The sequence below is a fragment of the Streptococcus mitis genome, from assembly GCF_002096845.1.
Classification (GTDB): domain Bacteria; phylum Bacillota; class Bacilli; order Lactobacillales; family Streptococcaceae; genus Streptococcus; species Streptococcus mitis_A.
In genome coordinates, this window is record NZ_NCVK01000045.1 from 106,634 (window position 1) to 125,972 (window position 19,339).

13 protein-coding genes and 1 pseudogene are annotated in these 19,339 nt (G+C 37.5%); 1 reads left to right on the forward strand and 13 read right to left on the reverse strand.

What is annotated here, in order from left to right; all coding sequences use genetic code 11:
• Nucleotide 1: 1 nt before the first annotated feature.
• The 13 genes and pseudogenes from secA2 to B7695_RS11810 form a co-directional block, all read right to left on the reverse strand.
• Nucleotides 2-2,374: an accessory Sec system translocase SecA2 gene (gene secA2, locus B7695_RS07655; protein WP_084890865.1), complete on the reverse strand. Its 2,373-nt coding sequence runs from the start codon at nt 2,372-2,374 to the stop codon at nt 2-4.
• On the reverse strand, nt 2,367-2,807 hold the full coding sequence (gene asp3 / locus B7695_RS07660; protein WP_084890867.1) for an accessory Sec system protein Asp3: 441 nt from the start codon (nt 2,805-2,807) through the stop codon (nt 2,367-2,369). The genes secA2 and asp3 overlap by 8 nt, the downstream gene beginning before the upstream one ends.
• Complete coding sequence (gene asp2 / locus B7695_RS07665) at nt 2,804-4,339, reverse strand: accessory Sec system protein Asp2 (RefSeq protein WP_084890869.1); 1,536 nt, start codon at nt 4,337-4,339, stop codon at nt 2,804-2,806. Before asp2 ends, asp3 begins: the two co-directional genes overlap by 4 nt.
• On the reverse strand, nt 4,323-5,903 hold the full coding sequence (asp1, locus tag B7695_RS07670; protein WP_084890871.1) for an accessory Sec system protein Asp1: 1,581 nt from the start codon (nt 5,901-5,903) through the stop codon (nt 4,323-4,325). The genes asp2 and asp1 overlap by 17 nt, the downstream gene beginning before the upstream one ends.
• 9 nt (nt 5,904-5,912) lie before the next feature.
• Complete coding sequence (secY2, locus tag B7695_RS07675; protein WP_084890873.1) at nt 5,913-7,130, reverse strand: accessory Sec system protein translocase subunit SecY2; 1,218 nt, start codon at nt 7,128-7,130, stop codon at nt 5,913-5,915.
• A gap of 100 nt (nt 7,131-7,230) precedes the next feature.
• A complete protein-coding gene (locus B7695_RS07680; RefSeq protein ID WP_084890875.1) occupies nt 7,231-8,238 on the reverse strand; it encodes a sugar transferase in 1,008 nt (335 codons plus the stop codon).
• Nucleotides 8,239-8,246: 8 nt separating this feature from the next.
• Nucleotides 8,247-11,465: an SP_1767 family glycosyltransferase gene (locus B7695_RS07685; protein WP_084890877.1), complete on the reverse strand. Its 3,219-nt coding sequence runs from the start codon at nt 11,463-11,465 to the stop codon at nt 8,247-8,249.
• Nucleotides 11,466-11,635: 170 nt separating this feature from the next.
• Nucleotides 11,636-12,506: pseudogene (locus B7695_RS07690) on the reverse strand (glycosyltransferase family 2 protein).
• Nucleotides 12,491-13,726, reverse strand: a complete 1,236-nt coding sequence (locus tag B7695_RS07695; protein WP_084890878.1) for a glycosyltransferase — start codon at nt 13,724-13,726, stop codon at nt 12,491-12,493. The pseudogene B7695_RS07690 and the gene B7695_RS07695 overlap by 16 nt, the downstream one beginning before the upstream one ends.
• Nucleotides 13,695-14,942 (reverse strand): glycosyltransferase family 8 protein, encoded by a 1,248-nt coding sequence (locus B7695_RS07700; protein ID WP_084890879.1) that lies wholly within the window; start codon nt 14,940-14,942, stop codon nt 13,695-13,697. Before B7695_RS07700 ends, B7695_RS07695 begins: the two co-directional genes overlap by 32 nt.
• Before the next feature lie 2 nt (nt 14,943-14,944).
• Nucleotides 14,945-15,823: an acyltransferase gene (locus B7695_RS07705; RefSeq protein ID WP_084890881.1), complete on the reverse strand. Its 879-nt coding sequence runs from the start codon at nt 15,821-15,823 to the stop codon at nt 14,945-14,947.
• A gap of 79 nt (nt 15,824-15,902) precedes the next feature.
• Nucleotides 15,903-16,781, reverse strand: a complete 879-nt coding sequence (locus tag B7695_RS07710; protein ID WP_084890891.1) for a glycosyltransferase family 2 protein — start codon at nt 16,779-16,781, stop codon at nt 15,903-15,905.
• 233 nt (nt 16,782-17,014) lie between these two features.
• Nucleotides 17,015-17,233 (reverse strand): LPXTG cell wall anchor domain-containing protein, encoded by a 219-nt coding sequence (locus B7695_RS11810; RefSeq protein ID WP_419991789.1) that lies wholly within the window; start codon nt 17,231-17,233, stop codon nt 17,015-17,017.
• A gap of 10 nt (nt 17,234-17,243) precedes the next feature.
• Here B7695_RS11810 and B7695_RS11815 point away from each other — a divergent pair.
• Nucleotides 17,244-19,339 (forward strand): hypothetical protein (locus B7695_RS11815; protein WP_239822276.1); only part of this gene is annotated, 2,096 nt, incomplete at its 3' end.

Consider the following 19,339-nt stretch of genomic DNA (forward strand, 5'->3'; position numbering starts at 1 on the left):
TTTATGGGAAATGAGTCATAATCTCACCCTTGGGAGTGACTTCAACCAAGCCCATCAGGAGATTACGCACCATATCCGCACGGATTTGTTCTTTCATGGCTTCAAAGCCTGCATAGGCTTCTTGATAATACTCTACGATTGGATTTTTCTGACTAGCAGATTGACCACCGATAGCCATAGATAACTGTTGTAGATAGTCTACCTGCTCTACCCAGTTGTCATCAATAGCCTTGAGCATAGAAAGTCGTAAAAACTGTTCATACAAGCCATGTTCCTCAAGCAATTCTTTCTTTTCAGAAAGTTCTCTATCAATCACTTGTTTCATAAAATTACGAACTGCAGTTTTGTCAGTCACATTTACATAGTCTGGAACCTCTTTAATATGAAAACTAATATTAGTCACGATAAAGTGGAAGAGTAACTCTCGGCTTTCATAACTTGAAGAGGTCACTTGCTCTATGTAGCTAGCAATGATTTTCTCAACAACATCCTCTAAGTCACGAGAACCATCTATTAGACGATTTCTTTCTTTATAGACCATATCCCGTTGAATATTCATACTCTCAGCATATTCTAGAGTCTGACGACGCGCCGAACGGCCAGCACTATCACTTGCCTGCTGAGCCCTTTCAACTAGCTTTCGATATTTGCGCCCTTTCAATACTTCCGGTTGAGTCATATCTTTAACCTGATAATCTTTATATTTTTTATGCACCCAAGATGGACCAAATTTCTTAATAACATCATCCTCTAAGGATACAAAAAACTTACTCATACCAGGATCTCCCTGACGGCCAGAACGTCCACGAATTTGCAGGTCGATTCGTTGACTTTCCATCCGCTCTGTCCCAATAACAATCAAGCCCCCAAGTTCTGCAACTCCCTTACCAAGCTTGATATCCGTTCCACGTCCTGCCATAGAAGTAGCCACTGTCACAGCCCCCATCTGACCTGACTCGGAGATAATCTGAGCCTCACGCGCCGCATTATTAGCATTTAGGACATTATGGGCAATTCCCTCTCGGAGCAAGAGTGACGAATAAAGCTGAGACATTTCAACCGAGCCGACAAAAACGAGTAAGGGATTCCCCTTTTTATGATACTTTTTAATATATTCTAAAGATGCATACACCTTTTCAGGTAAAGTGACATAGAGATTATCTGGATAGTCAATCCGTTGTCTAGGACGATTGGTTGGAATGCGTACTACAGACATATTGTAGGTTTCAATAAATTCTTTTTCTGCAACCTTACCTGTCCCTGTCATACCAGATATCTTATTAAACATCTTAAAAAGGCTCTGATAGGTGATAGAAGCCATAGCTCTCGTTTCTGGAGATAATTTGACGTGCTCCTTCGCTTCAATAGCCTGATGGAGGCCGCCTTGTAGCTTGGTCATCTCCATTAGACGCCCTGTCCCCTTATCAACCAGTACCATCTCATTACCACGAATGACATAGTCTTTGTCTTTAGTAAAGAGTTTATGGGCTCGAATCGCATAAACTAAATGGCGAGCAAAAACCGCATGTTCTTCCTTATACAAATGATCTATTCCTAAAAAGCTTTCAGCAGCTTTAGCCCCCTTAGTAGTCAGCCAAATCTCATCTTTCTCCTCTTTAAAAATGTAATCCTCGCCTTCAACCAAAGTCGTTACAAGCGTGTCAATAATGCCATAGTGATTAGACTGAACGCGAGGAGAACCCGAGATAATAAGAGGAGTCTGAGCGCTATCTAGTAATATATCATCAACCTCATCAATAATAACATAATTGAAAGGTTGTAAAAACTTACCTTCTTGATTAGAAGCTAAATTATCATTCAAAAAATCAAACCCTAAATTACTATTAGTAGTATAAATAATATCTGACGCGTAAATTCTTTTTTTATCTTCTGATGTCAGTTTCACTCTAGGATTATCTGTAAAAGGTACTCCAATTGTCAATCCTAAGAAGCGGTAAACTTCTCCCATCTCCTCAGCATCCCGTTTGGCTAGGTAGTCATTAGTTGTAATCAGCATCGTTCCTTTGCCTGTCAGGGCATTAAGATAGACAGGCATAGTAGCGGTCAAGGTTTTCCCCTCACCTGTATTCATCTCAGCGACATTTCCCTGATGGATAACAATTCCTCCCATAACTTGAACATCATAGGGAAACATTCCCAAGATGCGTCTGTCTGCTTCACGCACAACCGCAAAAGCTTCTACCAATAGGTCATCTAGAGTGGCCCCCTCAGCAAGACGTTGACGGAACTCCACTGTCTTTGCCGCTAATTCCTGGTCTGATAAAGATTCCATCTTTTCTTTAAGAGAATTAATCTTTTTTAATATCCTTTTGATTTTTCTAAGTTGAAAATCTTGATAAAAACCTTTAAACACGATTCATCTCCTTAATAGAAAAAGAATAGAAGTCTAAGGACTCAAATCCAGCACTTAGAAGAGAGACTTGGTATATATAGGTATCCTCAGGATAGGTAAAATCAAAGACTTTCTTTTTTTCGATTTTCTCTTCAATAACATCCCCATATCTATCCAAAAAAGAAATCTTTATATATATACTATTTCTAGGATTGCAATCAAAATTCATGCATAATTGATAATTACATTTTCTTTTAAGCAAAGGTAGACTTGGTTGAGTTCTAGAGGCTTGATAGTTCATACTGGAAAACCATGTTTTTAAGATTTCTCCTGATGGTACTAAAGAGTTGGATAAACTCAAATGGTAGTTTGAATGATACTTAATCATAGTTCCATACATAAATGTCATTCCTAGTTCACCCCAATTAATTTCCTGTCTTTGTTTAATGATCATTGAACACCTCTTCTAAAATCCGATTCCAAAATAATATGATAGAAATGTAAAAACCAAGCCACATTCGTATCTGTATCATCATTATGTCGGCCTGCTGTTCCCTTGGATAAAATTTTAGCACCTGTATAACAAAGATGTTCCACTAACTGATCGTAGGCGTTACTATCCATATCTTCATCTTTCATGTAGGAAAGTCCAAAAGTCGTCTGTTTGAAATCAGCCTTTTTAAACATATCCCAAAAACGTCGGTCTAGATCATCCATATGCTGATAACCAACTCCTCCAGTCTGATGCCTCAAAATATCAAAACTAGTATTAAATACTCCTGGTGCATCTAAACGACCTCGTTTTGCAATGGTTCCAATATTAGCTAATGGCTTCCCAACAATAACTGCAGACGGTTCAAAGGCTGCCCCATAGTAGAGCGATGGAAAAGTTCCCATTGATAAACCTGATAAAATTAAATCTTTAGAAGTCAAACCAAGATAGTCTAAATAGTATTGAATTGTTTCCTTAATCTTATTTTCTAATTCTTCACTACCAAGGTAAAAAGCTCCCCCCTCCAAACGAGGATCTGAAAAAAGAAGAAAAGGACATCCTAAATTTTTCATCATGAAATATCCTTCAAAGCCCTCTGCAGGACGAAAACCTGCAAAATACACAGCTAAAGGTGGCTTAAAATCACCTGGGTGGAAGAAATAGTTTATTTCATCACGACTTTCGTCATGTAAGATATTACCACCAAGAACAAATTTCCCAAACTGCTTGCGACTCCAACGTTGGTGCAAATTCCCTAGTTGAATTTTCCCTTTACCACGTGCTTCAATAGATACCGTTATATAAAAATTTGCTTCCTTGCTATCCACAACAATAGCTTGTTGAAGGTCAGCCTCGTTATAAATTTCCTCTTCAAAAAAGTCATCAACTGATCCAGCCCATAGTTTCCGGATCACTAATCTAAACTCACAATCCCCCTTTTTTTCATACTCTAACCACAATTCAATAGGAGCATTTTCACTAACCATAGTATTATATCTCCAATAGGCAACTTGAGAAAAAGTATCACTAAAATTTCCCTCTAAAGTCACATGTTCAAATCCTTGATAGGAAATAGAACCATCAAAAGAGGGATGAATTTGTATCGTTGATGGAAATAATTTATCCCCATATCCCCCACCAAAGAGAGAAGTGGATAAATCATTTAATAATTGCTGAGGATCTGAGAAATCTACAGCCTGAGCACACCGCTTTTTTAAGCAATCAAGAATACCCAAATCTGTCGTTTGAAAATCTTGACTATAAAGTAAAGTATAGGGTTCGATATGGTGTACAAAAGGCATTAAATCTCTTATATGCTGACCATCCTCTACCAAAATTGCATGAAAATTTGTGATGTTATCCATTTCCATCATTTTACGGAGGGCTAGCGGTGAGTTGGGGCAAAAATAATACCAATCCATATTTTCAGGAATTTCATAATGATGAGCCCAATTATCAATCCCTATTTGTAGGATTTTATAGTCCTTTGACATCTGTAACCTCCTCAAGCCAACGATGCAATTTATCTAAGAATCGTTGTCCAGTATGTTCTTTGATTTTATCAATAGAGTATACTAGGGCTTGATTCCACTCTTTTAGTTTATCTGTATAGTAATGTGCAGCCTTGGAAAATTCTGTCACATCTGAAATCAAATAACCATTTTTCAAATGCTCCACATAGACTGTTTCAACTTGATTAATCTGAGGAATTCCCGCACTAATACCTGCGATTTGAGTATAGAGATGGGGTTGTTTATTAAGATCCACAATCAAACGAACAAACTCGAGCGTCTTAATAAGATCCAACTCATCATTCATATTGACAAATTGAAAACGTAGCTCCTGCTCTTGATTTTCTTCTAAATGATTTTCTGCGTCTCCATAGTCTAAACCTTTTTCTAAGCTATCAATATGAATTTGGGCCTGAATAATTTCATTGACAAGAGATTCCACCTCTTCCATTTGTTCCTGACTAGCAGAGAAAGCTCCGAAAATAATTTCTGTATTTTTAGTTTCTGAAATAAATAACATAACTTGAGTCAATGCTTCCCTATCAATTTCTTCATTGAAATCAAGTTGATAGTAAATAATAGATTCTTTTCGAGTCTGACTTCGACCTAGTCGTAAACGCGTATCAAAAGGAGAAAGATGATGAAATTTATCCGATAGTTCAGGATACAGGTCCTGCAAGAGTTGTAAACTATCCTCTCTATCCACTAAGACTAAGCTAACTCGATCAATTGATACTGATAACTCTCTAAAGGTGTTCTGTGAATTCCGATTGATAAAGAGACTCAAAATTTTAACGGTATCACTTGGTAGACAACTTAAAAGAAATTGATCATGATTAGAATGAGAAGGAATAATGAAAATATCCTGTTTTTCCTGTTTCTTTTGCAGGTATTTATCAAAATATTCTGCGATTAGTTGACTCATATCAGTGTAGTAAAGCTGTTTAAAACGGTAACCAAATATTGGATTTACCTCTACTCGGCCTCCCTCATTTAAATACTCCCTAAATCGCCAAATACCTTTAGGATCTAAATAGTCTTGATAGGTAGGCTGCCCATTATCAAAATAAATGACACTAGACACAAAGCCACGATCGTCCATTATATAATGTGTACTTATTTGCCCATCGAAATCAAAATATTGGATATCGCTTATAAAGCCTTCTACTCCATGTTCTACTTTTGCATACTTTTTACCATTTTTTTGTACTATGATTGCAAATGGACTATAAAGAAATTGACAATCACTATCCCATTCTATATCTCTAATATTAAGAACTTGGGTATGTAAATCATGAAAGTCTTGCAAATCATCAAATATAGAATAGACTTCTGTCTCTAGTACACCATGTCTATGTAAAAAATAACGTAGGTGTGGCTGATAGGCTAATACTAATAACCTGGATTGTATCCCTTGCCTTTGAAAAAGCCTGATTTGATTGAAAGTATCATCAAATTCAAATCTAAAATGTGAATAATACCATGGAATCAAATCAGCATGCCATTGACGTGTTGAACCATACCAAGCTGGAATAAAATAATACATGATATCCTCCTAAATCAATGGTTTATAAGTTTCATTTAATCTCAGAGCTTTCACTTCATCTCTGACTGTAAAAATCATACCACCAAACATCATAAATAAACCTGGAATCATGGCCAATCTTAATAACTTTTCATCATATAAAACAAAAAGCATGGGACCACCTGCCATAATCACATTAAAGAAAGCGCCTATAAGAGAAAATCTAAAAACTAATCGATTAATAAAACGACTTGTTTCCTCTCCTGGATAAACTCCATATATATACTCTCCAGACTTCTTCATGCGGTCCGATATTTGATCACCACTCATGTTGACAAAAGCAAAAGCAATACTAAATAAAAAAATCATGGCAATATACGAGTAAATCCATAATGGTTTTCCAACTCCATATTGAGCTGATAGTTCAGAGAAGACTGAACTTCGAGGAAAAAGTGTCTGTAATAATAAAAAGATATAGGTAGGCAAACCTAAAAAGCTCATCACATACATAAACGGCATTCCACCAGCAGGATTTAACATTATTTCAAAATAAGAATAGCGCTTGAAACGACTGCGTAAGCCAATTTTATGAACCGCTATACGATAACGCGCTCTATACATGAGAACCATCATATAAGTTAATAAAATACTAATCAATACAATAAATAGTATCATTCCCATAGAAATTCGAACAAGCTGAAATGTACTTAAAATGTCTTGTGGAATATTTAAAATAATACTAGCTAGTAAAATAACTATAGAACCACCTACTCCAAGTTGAGCGTTTAAATCTGATAACCACACCAAGAAAAGAGCTCCTGCTATCAGAAGACAAGTGTTGAGAATAATAACTAAGACAGTCGGAAAGCTTGATTGAACTGGTAAATTTAATGAAATAGCTAAAGATTGAATCAATGCAATAAACAAGGTTAAATACATCTGTCTTCTATTTTGAATTTCTATAGTTCCAGATGCCAAACCTAATTTTTTAGAAAATGAGAGCATCTGCCATAAAATCATAGAAGACATCCACGGAGATAAACCCACTGAAAATAAAGATAAACTTCTAAGATTCCCACCTGTTACTGCTGTAGAAAAAGCTAAATAAGCAGTAGCTCCACCCAAAAAATCTTTACTATTCATATCTATAAAAGGAAGTATCAATCTGCTCCCTAAAACGTAAACGAATAAAAATCCTATCGTCAACATACCCCGTTTTACAACTACCGAGTTCAATTTGTTCTTCAAGTTACTCTCCTAACTTTGTTAAAAATGAAGTCATTTTGATTATAATAAATCTATAAATCAATTTTCTTAACTGAAATAGTCTTTCTGAACCGTATCCTACCTACATATCTAAAACATCCACAATTGCATCAATTAATAGTTTTTTTGTAAAGTAACCTTGTTTCAAGGCATAACTAACTTTATATACATTTTCAACCATGTGTTGATAAGCTTCTGCTGTCGTTTCTTCTACTAGACGATTGGCCTCTTCCAAACTATCTACTACATAACCCAAGCCTTTTTCTTTTATGAAATTAGCATTTGAGAGATAGGATGGCACTACTACTGGAATCCCTGCAGAAAGATAGGTACTGACTTTATGAGAGATATTCAAGCGATAATAGTCTTCCTCATCAGCAGGATTTTCACTGGTCCCCCATACCAAGCCAAAGCCACCCTCTGATAAAGCAAAAAGCAATTCTGGATCTGTTTTCCAGCCTTTAAAGGAAACTGCAGTGTTCTGATTCTCTTGATTCGATTCTGAAAAAATATCGAGAGGAGTTGAGTAAGACCAGTTAGACAGATGTTCAAAACGCTCCACACTACCCGCAAAAGATAGTTTTTTCTGAAAAGCAGGTTGTCTCAAAGGATAGTCATGAACATGGTCCCACATCCCTTGAATAAGAATTTTTTCAACTGTCAAGCCTTCCTGAATCAGGCGTTCCTTCATTTTCTCTGAGGGAACAACTACTAGATCTGATTGGTTATACATCTCAATGTACTCAGGCATCAAGTAATAATTGGATGGAAACATAAGGGGTGGGACATCATGGATAAAGGTAATGATTTTCGTATTTAAAATCTTGCATTTTCTAATAAAAGCCTGATCATACTCTCTACCATTCCATGTAGGAGATTGGTAAACAACAATATCTCCATATCCCAACTTAGCCAAAACACCATCTAAGCGACTGTTCAACTCTCCTTCACTATCGCTATAAATATTGTAAAAGTAGAAGCTCAGTTCATGAAAGTCTAATTTTTTTGCAATTTTAACGGTTTCATTCTGGGCGATTAAGGCTGTACTTTGACCAGACATACCGTAAATATTTGTAATATTTATCTTCATAATCCTATTTAAATCCTTACGACTACTTGCTTATTATAAATTTCATCCTCAATTAGCTGAATTTCTTGATCAAAATTATGCTCTGCGGTATGCTTATGTGAGAATTTTACTTTTGAAGTTGCTCCCATCTTAAACCACTCATATTCGGAATCAATATGACCTAAATCAATCGCTTGTATGCCTTTTTTGCTTAAATGGTAAGCCAAAACCTTGGCTGTAGGACCAAGCATCAAGAATACTAATTTACCAGTCGCATGCTTTTCAATCGCTTCTTGAATATCCTTAACCTTACTGTAGGCATTTCTAGAAGGGCAGATGATACGCTCAACAGACTGAGCATTATCAAAAAGATCGTTCCCCACCCCTGAACGTGAGTTTTCACCTTCGACAATCAAGATGTTTCGTTTATCCCAAAGTTTCTTTAATTTATCAAAGTGAGCTACTGAAGCTGACTTGTCTTTGAGGTCCATATAAGGACGAGATATAAAAGTCGAACCATAGAAACTTGCTGTACATAAATTATGGTAAGCTTCTTGATAATGCTCTAAATGCTTTTGCCAAAAGTTAACAGCTTCGGGATTGTAGCGTTCCAAGCCTTCAAAAACATCAGAAAGACAAACCAGCAATTCTGGAGAACTTTCCAGTTGAATCATACTTCTAAGCTGTTCTGCCAATGTCTCATCATAGCCTTGATAAGGAATCCCATGTCCCATCATAATATCCATTTCTCCATCCCCATAGCGAATAACAGAAGAATGGCGTTCTAGTATATAATCAAGACTCTGCTGTATATCCAGTACCTTTGGATAGGATTGAAGCTTTTTTACAGGTAGCTCTCCATTTTGACAGTAGGCTTCAATAGCTAGAGCCATCTCTTCCGGACGCCCTTGATCATAGAGGAACTGACCTTGCTCACCATGGGCTACACTTTCAAAAGCAAATACTGGTTTTCCTGCTTGTTGGAAACGACCAACGATCCCGTCAACTTCGATATCAGCATTAATGTCCAGTAAGAAGTCACAGCCTTCAACTAAACTATCAATCAAAACTGGTTGCCCAGCTATATCCGATAAGACAGAGACATTGGGGTAGGCTAGTAAAGCTGTAATACTATCAGCTACCATGACTGGGGCAGCTACATAAAACTTGACATCTGGTAGATTTTCAATCAAGTAGATCATATTTCTCAAGTCACTTGAGAAGGTATAGACTAGAGCTGAATGTTGAATCCCTGTGTACTGATTCACCTGTTCTTGTGTCAAATAAGGAGTTACCTCGTTCATGTCCGACCAATCTTGGGCATTGTAATACCACCAAACTTCCCGATAGATGGAACGTTCATACAATCCCCATGGTTTTCTCTCTGTCAAATAATGAATAATCGGTGGATAAGTCCCAGGTTCTGGTCGATAATCTGAAAAATGCATGTGCAAGGTACTGCAATTATATTTAAAGTCTAAAGTCAACCAATGGTCTTTAAATAAGATATTCAAGATATTTTGAACATCTTGAACAACCTTGTCATGCAACTCATTGGTCATTTCAATTAGCTGCTTGCGTATTTCTTCTTGTTTCCAAAGACGGTTATTGATTAGCATCACACCTGAATTAAAAATATGTTGACCAAAATAAATTTGTCCACCCAAATCTTTAACAGCACCCAAGGGATAATCTTCCAATTCGACAGCAAACAGGGAACTTAGGTCTCTTGTGACAACCAAATCGCCGTCCAGGTATAGGACCTTATCTTCCTCAACAAAATCCGAAATAAAACAAGGTAAAAATACTTCTTTATGAACATTTGTCACATATTGGTTGAGATGGGAACCATTAATACGGGCATTGACGATTTCACAGTCTAGCTTCTTTAATTTACGATTAAGATTATAAAACCATTCTGTCGGAAAATCGCGGTTAATCAGATAAAAACGAAGCCCTCGATTATGACAACAGACTGATTTGATTGTCGTTAGCACCTGATCAGCAGATTGATAATTAGCAGCTAATGCAATTGCTTTTTTTTCAACTTTTTTTCTCTGTAACTCTTTAATGGCTTCTATCATTTCCAGAGAAGATTGAGAAGAAACCACTGTTCTCTTTAACTGATTTTTATTGGTCACATCAAAAGTCAATACCGGTTTTCCTGCACTGATATAGCGGTTGACAATAAATTCCATCGGACTTCCTTTATGAATATCCAGATAAGCATCTGACTTCTCAATCATCTCATCAATCACTACTCCTACTATATTCGGGTACAAGTAAACATTTGGATACTGATCAAAAGACAGAAGAATGTCCCCCATATCTGTATAGGCACCAATATGGAAAGCAACCTCTGGAAGTGACTGAACCAATTCCTCCATATAGAGTAAATCCTGACTATCTGTAAATATAAACAGATTAGTATCGTGGCGTTCATAAACTCTTTTAATGGTAAAATGTCCTACATAATAGGCAGCAATCTGATTATAACTAACATCTCGAAAAGCCCACCATAAATCCCAGTAACGATAACCAATTAACGTCTTCCATGGTTTTTGATGAGTTGTGTAATGGATAATAAGTGGTTCTTTATCCAATTCAAAATGTGAATCCCAGTGACTATAAAAAGCAACCAAATCATGGCCTACTTGAAGATTGAAACTTTTATCCAACTCCAACCAACGATGTTGAAAAACCAAATTAAAGATCGTCTGATCTCCATTAAAGCCTTCAGGAGTAGCTTGTTCAATACCTGACATATACTCTACTGTCTTATCAAACAGCATAGTGGTAATATCCTTCTCCCTCCACTTTGGGCTATCAATGACCAACATCCCGGAGTTAAACCCGTTTCCATCCGCATCTCTCACTGCTGCTAAAGAGTAGTCACCTAAATCTAATTCAAATAGTGGACTCAAATCTCCATGGACAATGATATCACTATCTAAATAGACTACTCTCGCTTCTGTAATCAAGCGTGGAATTAAGTATCGAGCATAAGCTATCGGTGAAATGTGCGCACGAGTTTTCCACTCAGAATCAATCGTATCACCAATATAAACATCCTCTACAATACTTCCTAACTTCTCCACTTGAATTTTAAGTTCATGGAACCAATCACTAGGAATATTCTGATGCAGAATATAAATTTTAACCTGTTGATTATAATACAAAATAGACTTTATCGTCGTAAGCATTGGAGTAAGATAATTCTTATCTCCAGCAAGAACAATTGCTTTCATATAAATCCTTTTATCTCTGTTCTTATTTTAAAACTGCCTAATAAAAGTTCATCACTTTCTTCTCCTTGGAATCCCGCTTACTATCACAGAATCACAAGAAAAACATAGCTTTCGTATTTTACTACGACTTTAGCTCCACTGCGACTAACCTGCCAGTAAAAAATGGATGGTTAGTCTTCTTCAGAAAGAAGATAATCTAATTCCTCCATACGACGAGTCTCTCCGCTTTCAGCAAGACCTTTTTCCAGAGCCATACGATGCCAAGCTTTCAGATACTGTTTATGTTGCGTCAAATAATGACTAATATCATAGTCTTTTAATGCTAATAAGGCAATTCTTGCAATGCGAGCATCGTGATCATCCCGCATCATTTTTTCTGTAAATGATTCATGAGAAATACTTGTACTCCTTAGACGATAGCAGTAAGTATTTTTGTGCGTATAGACTATCCTCTCTGCCTGCATATAACACTTATAATTTGTCGCAATATCTTCATTTAATTTTCCAACTGGGAAAGAAACATGTTCAAACAACTCTTTCTTAAATAGAATTCCCCAAGAAGTTTGAAAACTTAACGTTTTCCCCTCTAGCACAGGTAGAATTTCTAACAGTTCTTTCGAACTATAAACTTTGTCATATTCTTCCCCGTATGTAAAGAAAAGGTACATTTTCTTTTCCTCATCATAGATACAGTAACAAGATACTACAATATCTGCATCATATTGATTCTTTTTCTCGGATAAAATTTCTAGACAGGTAGATTCCAACCAATCATCCGAATCTACAAAAGTGACAAAAGATCCTTCTGCACGATCAATACCGTAGTTCCGAGCTGATGATAAGCCCCCATTTTCTTTCTCAAAATAGCGAAAACGTGAATCTTTAGCTACAAATCTCTGCTGAATTATCTGGAGAGCCATCATTGATTAACAAGCATTCGAAATTTTTATAGGTTTGATGGTGAATACTATCCAAACATTCTCGAAGATAATTCTCCACGTTAAAAATGGGAACAATAATACTAATCAATTCATTTTCCATTCAGTTTTTTCTCCTAAAAATTTTCGAATTCCGTCTATCATTTTCTCTGGTTCAGCAGATGAAAAAATCTGACTTCTGCCACTTGAGTCATGACTGGTAGTGTCGAAAGCGAAGATTGGTTTGTTTTTATCATGAATTTCTTCGATAATAGTCCCTACAACGCCACCATGATTGATATCCAGATAGAAATCCATCTTATCCAAGGTTTCCTTCTTGTTAAAAGGACTAAAGTTTGGATAAATTGAAAGATTCAAGAATCGTTGCATATCAACTACGCTCTCAGCAAAATCTGTTGGAGCCAATATTGTAACATGAACTTCTGGCAATTCGGATAATATATATTCTATTGATTCTAAACCAGCACTATTTGTGAAAATACAAGTATGATATAAGGGAGCCTTCACCAGTTCTGCAAATGAACGTCTGATAATATCTGTTTCTAACAATACATCATTCCAATTCAAACCATAATAAAACCACCACAATTTACGAAAACGAGTCAAAGTTAGATGAGTCCATGGTTTAAACTCTGAAGTATAGTGGATAATCTTTGGTTCACAATTTCCGTAATAGTGAGACTGATACCATTCCCCATTCCCACTTAAATGGAGAAATTGATCCAAACCAACCATGAAATTGTATTCTTTATCCAAATGTAGCCACTGATCGCCGAAATGCATATTGAGAATCCCTTGGTCTCCATAGACATGTTCATGGTGTTGGGCAGTCAACTCTAGCAGACTTTGTGTCAACCGATTTTCTCGCCATTTCTTTGCATCAATCACCATCACACCTGAATTAAAGGTTGTTAACCAACCACTCTGATCAAAATCCTGAACAGCTGCGATAGCGTATCCCTGTAAATCCAAGTAGAATAAGTTATCTAGTTTTGCATTGACAATCGTATCCGAGTCTAAGTAGAGAACCCTATCTTCTAGCACTTCATCTGCAATGAAATATCTAAAGAAAGCCGCATAGGACAGGATTGCATTCGGCAAGTGGAAATCGCGAAGATTATGAACTGTTTTTTTGACATTGACAATCTCAGAACCAATAATCTTCAGACGATTTCTCATCAACAAAAACCATTCACTAGGCAAATCGTCATTAAACACATAAAATTTCACTTTATGATTATGAACCGATACTGACTTTATCACGGTTTCTACCTTATCAAGGTAATGAATATCAGCTCCAAGAGCAATCACTTTTTGATGCATTCCTATCTCCACCTTCTTCTATTTTTCGAATCAATTCATCTACCTCACCAACTGTAAAGATCGTGCTTTCTCCGTTAGAAAAATGGTTGGTAGAATCAAATGAGTAGATCGTCTTACCTTGTCGTACAATCTCCTGTAGCACTTGGTCCATAGCTGGTCCATAGTTAATATCTAGATAGACATCTGTTTTATCTATGATGTCTCGCTTCATTTTAGGATCAGCACATGGATAAATGTAACAATTTGAATAGCGTTGCAATTCGATAATATTAGGTGAAAAATAAGTTGGAGCTACAATATGAAATTGGACATCTGGTAATTTTTCAAGTAAATAAGCTATACTCTCGATGTCTCCTGTATTGGTAAAAATACTTACATGTTGGGAGATGGGTGAAACCAAGTTTTCGAATTGTTCTTGCAAGACATAAGAATCCAAGAGGATATCATTCCAATTCAAGCCATAATAAAACCACCAAATTTCTCGAAAACGATTAAAGCGAAAATGTTTCCATGGTTTATTTTCCGTCGTGTAGTGGATAATATTAGGAATACCATCAAATAATTCGTACCAGCCAAAATCTCTCAAATAATGTCTATGGGCATCTTGACCTACTTGTAAATTGTAGGTCAGATCCAAACGTTTCCATCTATCTTTAAACAGTATATTGAAAATCCCCTGATCTCCATATACATGTTCATGATGAGCTATAGTTAATTCAAACAACTGTCTGGAAATATTTTCATCACGCCACATATCCGTATCAATTAGTAGTACACCTGCATTGAATTCCTCATTACTAATAGGAATATCTGGAACAGCCCCAAGTGGGTAACCATCCAAATCAAGCTCAAACAATGTTGTCAAACTAGAAGTTACGATAATGTCACTATCAAGATAGAGGACCTTCTTTTCAAAAACAAAATTTGGAATAAAATATCGAAGGTAAGTCGCAGAGCTAAGGTGGGGCGTAGGAAGATGGAAGCGACTGATTGTATCATCCGTTATTTTTATATTTATTATCTCCGAATTTAATACAGATAGTCTTTTGTTCATTAATTGAAACCACTCTGTCGGAAAATCACTGTTAAAAATATAAAATCTTATATCCCTATTATGGCTACAAACCGACTTTACCGTCGTTTCTACCTTATCCATATAATTGCTGTCGGCTCCAAGTACGATGGGATTTTTTGATTGTATATTACTATTCTCCATCCCTAGTCTCCATTCTCATCTTTCTCTAATTGTCGACGAATTGCCGCAACCATTTTATTTTTATCGTCTAGTCCAAACACTTGAATTTTCTCACTCGTTCTATGAGCTACATTCTCAAATGCAAAGATTGGTTTTCCTCTTTCCAAAGCACGTCCTACAATATCATCAACCTCATCCCACTGATTGATATCTAAATAAAAATCAGACATTTCTAAAATGCGATCAGAAACTTCTCTTGTTTGGCAATATTCGTACAGTTGAAAATTACTAAATCGTTCAAAACCTCTTAGATAGTCTGATACATTCGTTGGTGCCGCAATATGAAAATCAACTTCAGGTAAACTACTCAATAAATATTCCAAACCTTCTAACTGATCTGAATAAGTATAAACAAAAGCATGATACTTTGCAACATATCTCGGTTTGATATTTAATTGCTCACTGTGAGTAACGATAGAATTGTCAGGAATGTCTTGATAAATCAGACAATTCGCCCCGATAACAACATTATCACCTATAGTGACACCTTTAAGAATAACCGTATTAGCTCCAATCCAACAATCTCGTCCAATATGAATCGGTGAACTACTCATTGATGTCTTAAATACATTATAATTATTAAACTTATGATTAAAATCAAAAATACGCACCCCATCCCCAAACATAGTATCATGCCCAATAGTAATTTTGTCCAAGCAACGAATCGAACAATGATCATTAAAAAAAACTCTATCTCCAATCACTAAAGTCCCTTCCGTTGACACTTCTAGACTAGTAAAGGAGCGCATCACCACCCCATGACCAATCTGAAGCTGAGCACCTTCTGAGATTTCAATATGGTGATAATTTCCCTTAAAATTAATCGGAACATTCAAATACATCTTCCCCCTTTAATCATCAATGACACAATATGATTTCAATTTTTCTACTATAATCCTAGATAACTTCCCTAGCTACTTCTTATTTCTTACACAAATCTAATCTAAACAAAATCTCTCTATACTCGTCAGTATCTGTCAAATTATAAGCTTCACATAAGTATTTATATTCATTCAGAATATTTATAAAACGAGTTCTCATAACACTGGTATCAATACCAGCAAGAACAAGATCTGCAAGTTTTAAACTAAATACTTGCAAGATATCCTGCACCCAAGATATATCAAATTGCGAAGTCATGATACTGCCTTGTCTAACACGATAGATATAAAGATTATCGTTTACAAAAATTGTTTTCTGACTTTTTATAAACAACCTATGAATAGTTGCCTCATCGTCAAAACGCCGACCATTAGTGAATGGAACTTGCAATAGCAAGTCTTTTTTAAATAGCTTAAACACAGGCATAATAAAGGCCGAAGCATTTAGATGCCAATAACCTGCTTGACGATTAATTAATTCTTGAGCTGATAATTCTTCAATACAAAAATCTCTTTCTAGTACATAGAATTTACACTGTCCATCATTCTCATCATAAATAAAATAATTGCCGATTACGATATCTGCTCCTGTCTCTTCCACTTGTCTGTGCAAAGTATCTACCATTCTTTTTTCAGCGATATCATCTGAGTCTACAAAAAGGACATACTCCCCGAGTGCTTGAGTAACACCGAAATTTTTAGCCAGAGCCGCACCCCCATTTTCTGTGTGGAATACACGAACTCGACTATCCAATTCAGCAAATCTATCACATATTTCCGCTGAAGCATCTGTAGAACCGTCGTTTACTAGAACTATATCCAGATTTGTATAGGTCTGATTCAGAACACTTTGAATGCACTCTTCCAAATAATTTTCCACATTATACACAGGTATAACAACACTAATTAGATGTTCCAATACTACTCCTTTTTCCTTAATTCTCATTTAATTTATTATCAATTTGTATAAAAGTGAAAGCTCTTATTATTTAAAATTTATACTATACATTATACCATTTTTTAGATCATTTCACAAATCATGACAAGCATAGAATCCCACTTTTAAAGAACATAAAAACCTCCAAAAGCTTAAAACTTTTGGAGGTTTTACGACTACCTAATTAGTCTATTTTAGGCTATCTAAAACAAGACTTATTCTTCATCGTCACGCTTACGACGTTTAGTCACTAAACCTAATCCTGTTAGACCTGCTACAACTCCGAGAAGAGCATTTGTAGCTGAAGCTGTTGTTCCAGTATTTGGAAGTTGCTTACGAGCCTTAGTGGTTTCAGTTTGAGGAGCTTGACTAGCTGAAGTCGAATGAATCGTTGATGTTGAAGCACTTGCACTTGTTGAAGTTGAGTGAGGCATTGATTGACTAATGCTTGTTGATAATGATAGTGATTGTGATGCAGATGTACTAATTGAATCCGATGTTATCACGCTATCGATATCTAAGCTATCAAGTGATAAGCTCTCAGGCATTCCCTTACTTGTAACAACAGACGTGCTTGCGCTTGTTGAAGCCGATGTACTTGCTGATGTACTTGCACTTGTTGATGCTGACGTGCTTGCTGATGTACTTGCACTTGTTGATGCTGACGTACTTGCTGATGTACTTGCACTTGTTGATGCTGACGTGCTTGCTGATGTCGACGCGCTTGTTGATGCTGATGTGCTTGCTGACGTGCTTGCACTTGTTGAAGCTGATGTGCTTGCTGATGTACTTGCGCTCGTTGAAGCCGATGTGCTTGCTGACGTGCTTGCGCTTGTTGAAGCCGATGTACTTGCTGATGTACTTGCACTTGTCGAAGCCGATGTGCTAGCCGACGTACTTGCGCTTGTTGATGCTGACGTACTTGCTGATGTACTTGCGCTTGTTGAAGCCGATGTACTTGCTGATGTGCTTGCACTTGTTGAAGCCGATGTGCTTGCTGACGTGCTTGCGCTTGTTGAAGCCGATGTACTTGCTGATGTACTTGCACTTGTTGAAGCTGACGTACTTGCTGATGTGCTTGCGCTTGTTGATGCTGACGTACTTGCTGACGTACTTGCGCTCGTTGAAGCTGACGTACTTGCGCTTGTTGATGCTGATGTGCTTGCTGACGTACTTGCGCTTGTTGATGCTGACGTACTTGCTGAAGTAGACGCACTTGTTGACGCTGACGTACTTGCTGATGTACTTGCGCTTGTTGACGCTGACGTACTTGCTGATGTGCTTGCTGACGTACTTGCGCTCGTTGAAGCCGATGTACTTGCTGATGTACTTGCACTTGTTGATGCTGACGTACTTGCTGATGTGCTTGCGCTTGTTGATGCTGACGTACTTGCTGACGTACTTGCGCTCGTTGAAGCTGACGTACTTGCGCTTGTTGATGCTGATGTGCTTGCTGACGTACTTGCGCTTGTTGATGCTGACGTACTTGCTGAAGTAGACGCACTTGTTGACGCTGACGTACTTGCTGATGTACTTGCGCTTGTTGACGCTGACGTACTTGCTGATGTGCTTGCTGACGTACTTGCGCTCGTTGAAGCCGATGTACTTGCACTTGTTGATGCCGACGTGCTTGCTGATGTACTTGCGCTTGTTGAAGCCGATGTACTTGCTGATGTGCTTGCACTTGTTGAAGCCGATGTGCTTGCTGACGTGCTTGCGCTTGTTGAAGCCGATGTACTTGCTGATGTACTTGCACTTGTTGAAGCTGACGTACTTGCTGATGTGCTTGCGCTTGTTGATGCTGACGTGCTTGCGCTCGTTGAAGCCGATGTGCTTGCTGACGTGCTTGCGCTTGTTGAAGCCGATGTACTTGCTGATGTACTTGCACTTGTCGAAGCCGATGTGCTAGCCGACGTACTTGCGCTTGTTGAAGCCGATGTACTTGCTGATGTACTTGCGCTCGTTGACGCCGATGTACTTGCTGACGTGCTTGCTGATGTGCTTGCTGATGTACTTGCACTTGTTGATGCTGACGTACTTGCTGATGTACTTGCACTTGTTGATGCTGACGTGCTTGCTGATGTCGACGCGCTTGTTGATGCTGATGTGCTTGCTGATGTGCTTGCACTTGTTGAAGCTGATGTGCTTGCTGATGTACTTGCGCTCGTTGACGCCGATGTACTTGCTGATGTACTTGCACTTGTTGATGCTGACGTGCTTGCTGATGTACTTGCACTTGTTGATGCTGACGTACTTGCTGATGTACTTGCACTTGTTGATGCTGACGTGCTTGCTGATGTCGACGCGCTTGTTGATGCTGATGTGCTTGCTGACGTGCTTGCACTTGTTGATGCTGATGTGCTTGCTGATGTACTTGCGCTCGTTGACGCCGATGTACTTGCTGATGTACTTGCGCTCGTTGACGCCGATGTACTTGCTGACGTGCTTGCGCTTGTTGAAGCCGATGTACTTGCTGATGTACTTGCACTTGTTGATGCTGACGTGCTTGCTGATGTACTTGCACTTGTTGATGCTGACGT

Coding starts and splice junctions, on each gene's coding strand:
- asp3 (WP_084890867.1), bottom strand. CDS start 2,807: ATGATCATTAAACAAAGACAGGAAATTAATTGGGGTGAACTAGGAATG.
- asp2 (WP_084890869.1), bottom strand. CDS start 4,339: ATGTCAAAGGACTATAAAATCCTACAAATAGGGATTGATAATTGGGCT.
- asp1 (WP_084890871.1), bottom strand. CDS start 5,903: ATGTATTATTTTATTCCAGCTTGGTATGGTTCAACACGTCAATGGCAT.
- B7695_RS07680 (WP_084890875.1), bottom strand. CDS start 8,238: ATGAAGATAAATATTACAAATATTTACGGTATGTCTGGTCAAAGTACA.
- B7695_RS07685 (WP_084890877.1), bottom strand. CDS start 11,465: ATGAAAGCAATTGTTCTTGCTGGAGATAAGAATTATCTTACTCCAATG.
- B7695_RS07695 (WP_084890878.1), bottom strand. CDS start 13,726: ATGCATCAAAAAGTGATTGCTCTTGGAGCTGATATTCATTACCTTGAT.
- B7695_RS07700 (WP_084890879.1), bottom strand. CDS start 14,942: ATGGAGAATAGTAATATACAATCAAAAAATCCCATCGTACTTGGAGCC.
- B7695_RS07705 (WP_084890881.1), bottom strand. CDS start 15,823: ATGTATTTGAATGTTCCGATTAATTTTAAGGGAAATTATCACCATATT.
- B7695_RS11810 (WP_419991789.1), bottom strand. CDS start 17,233: ATGCCTCACTCAACTTCAACAAGTGCAAGTGCTTCAACATCAACGATT.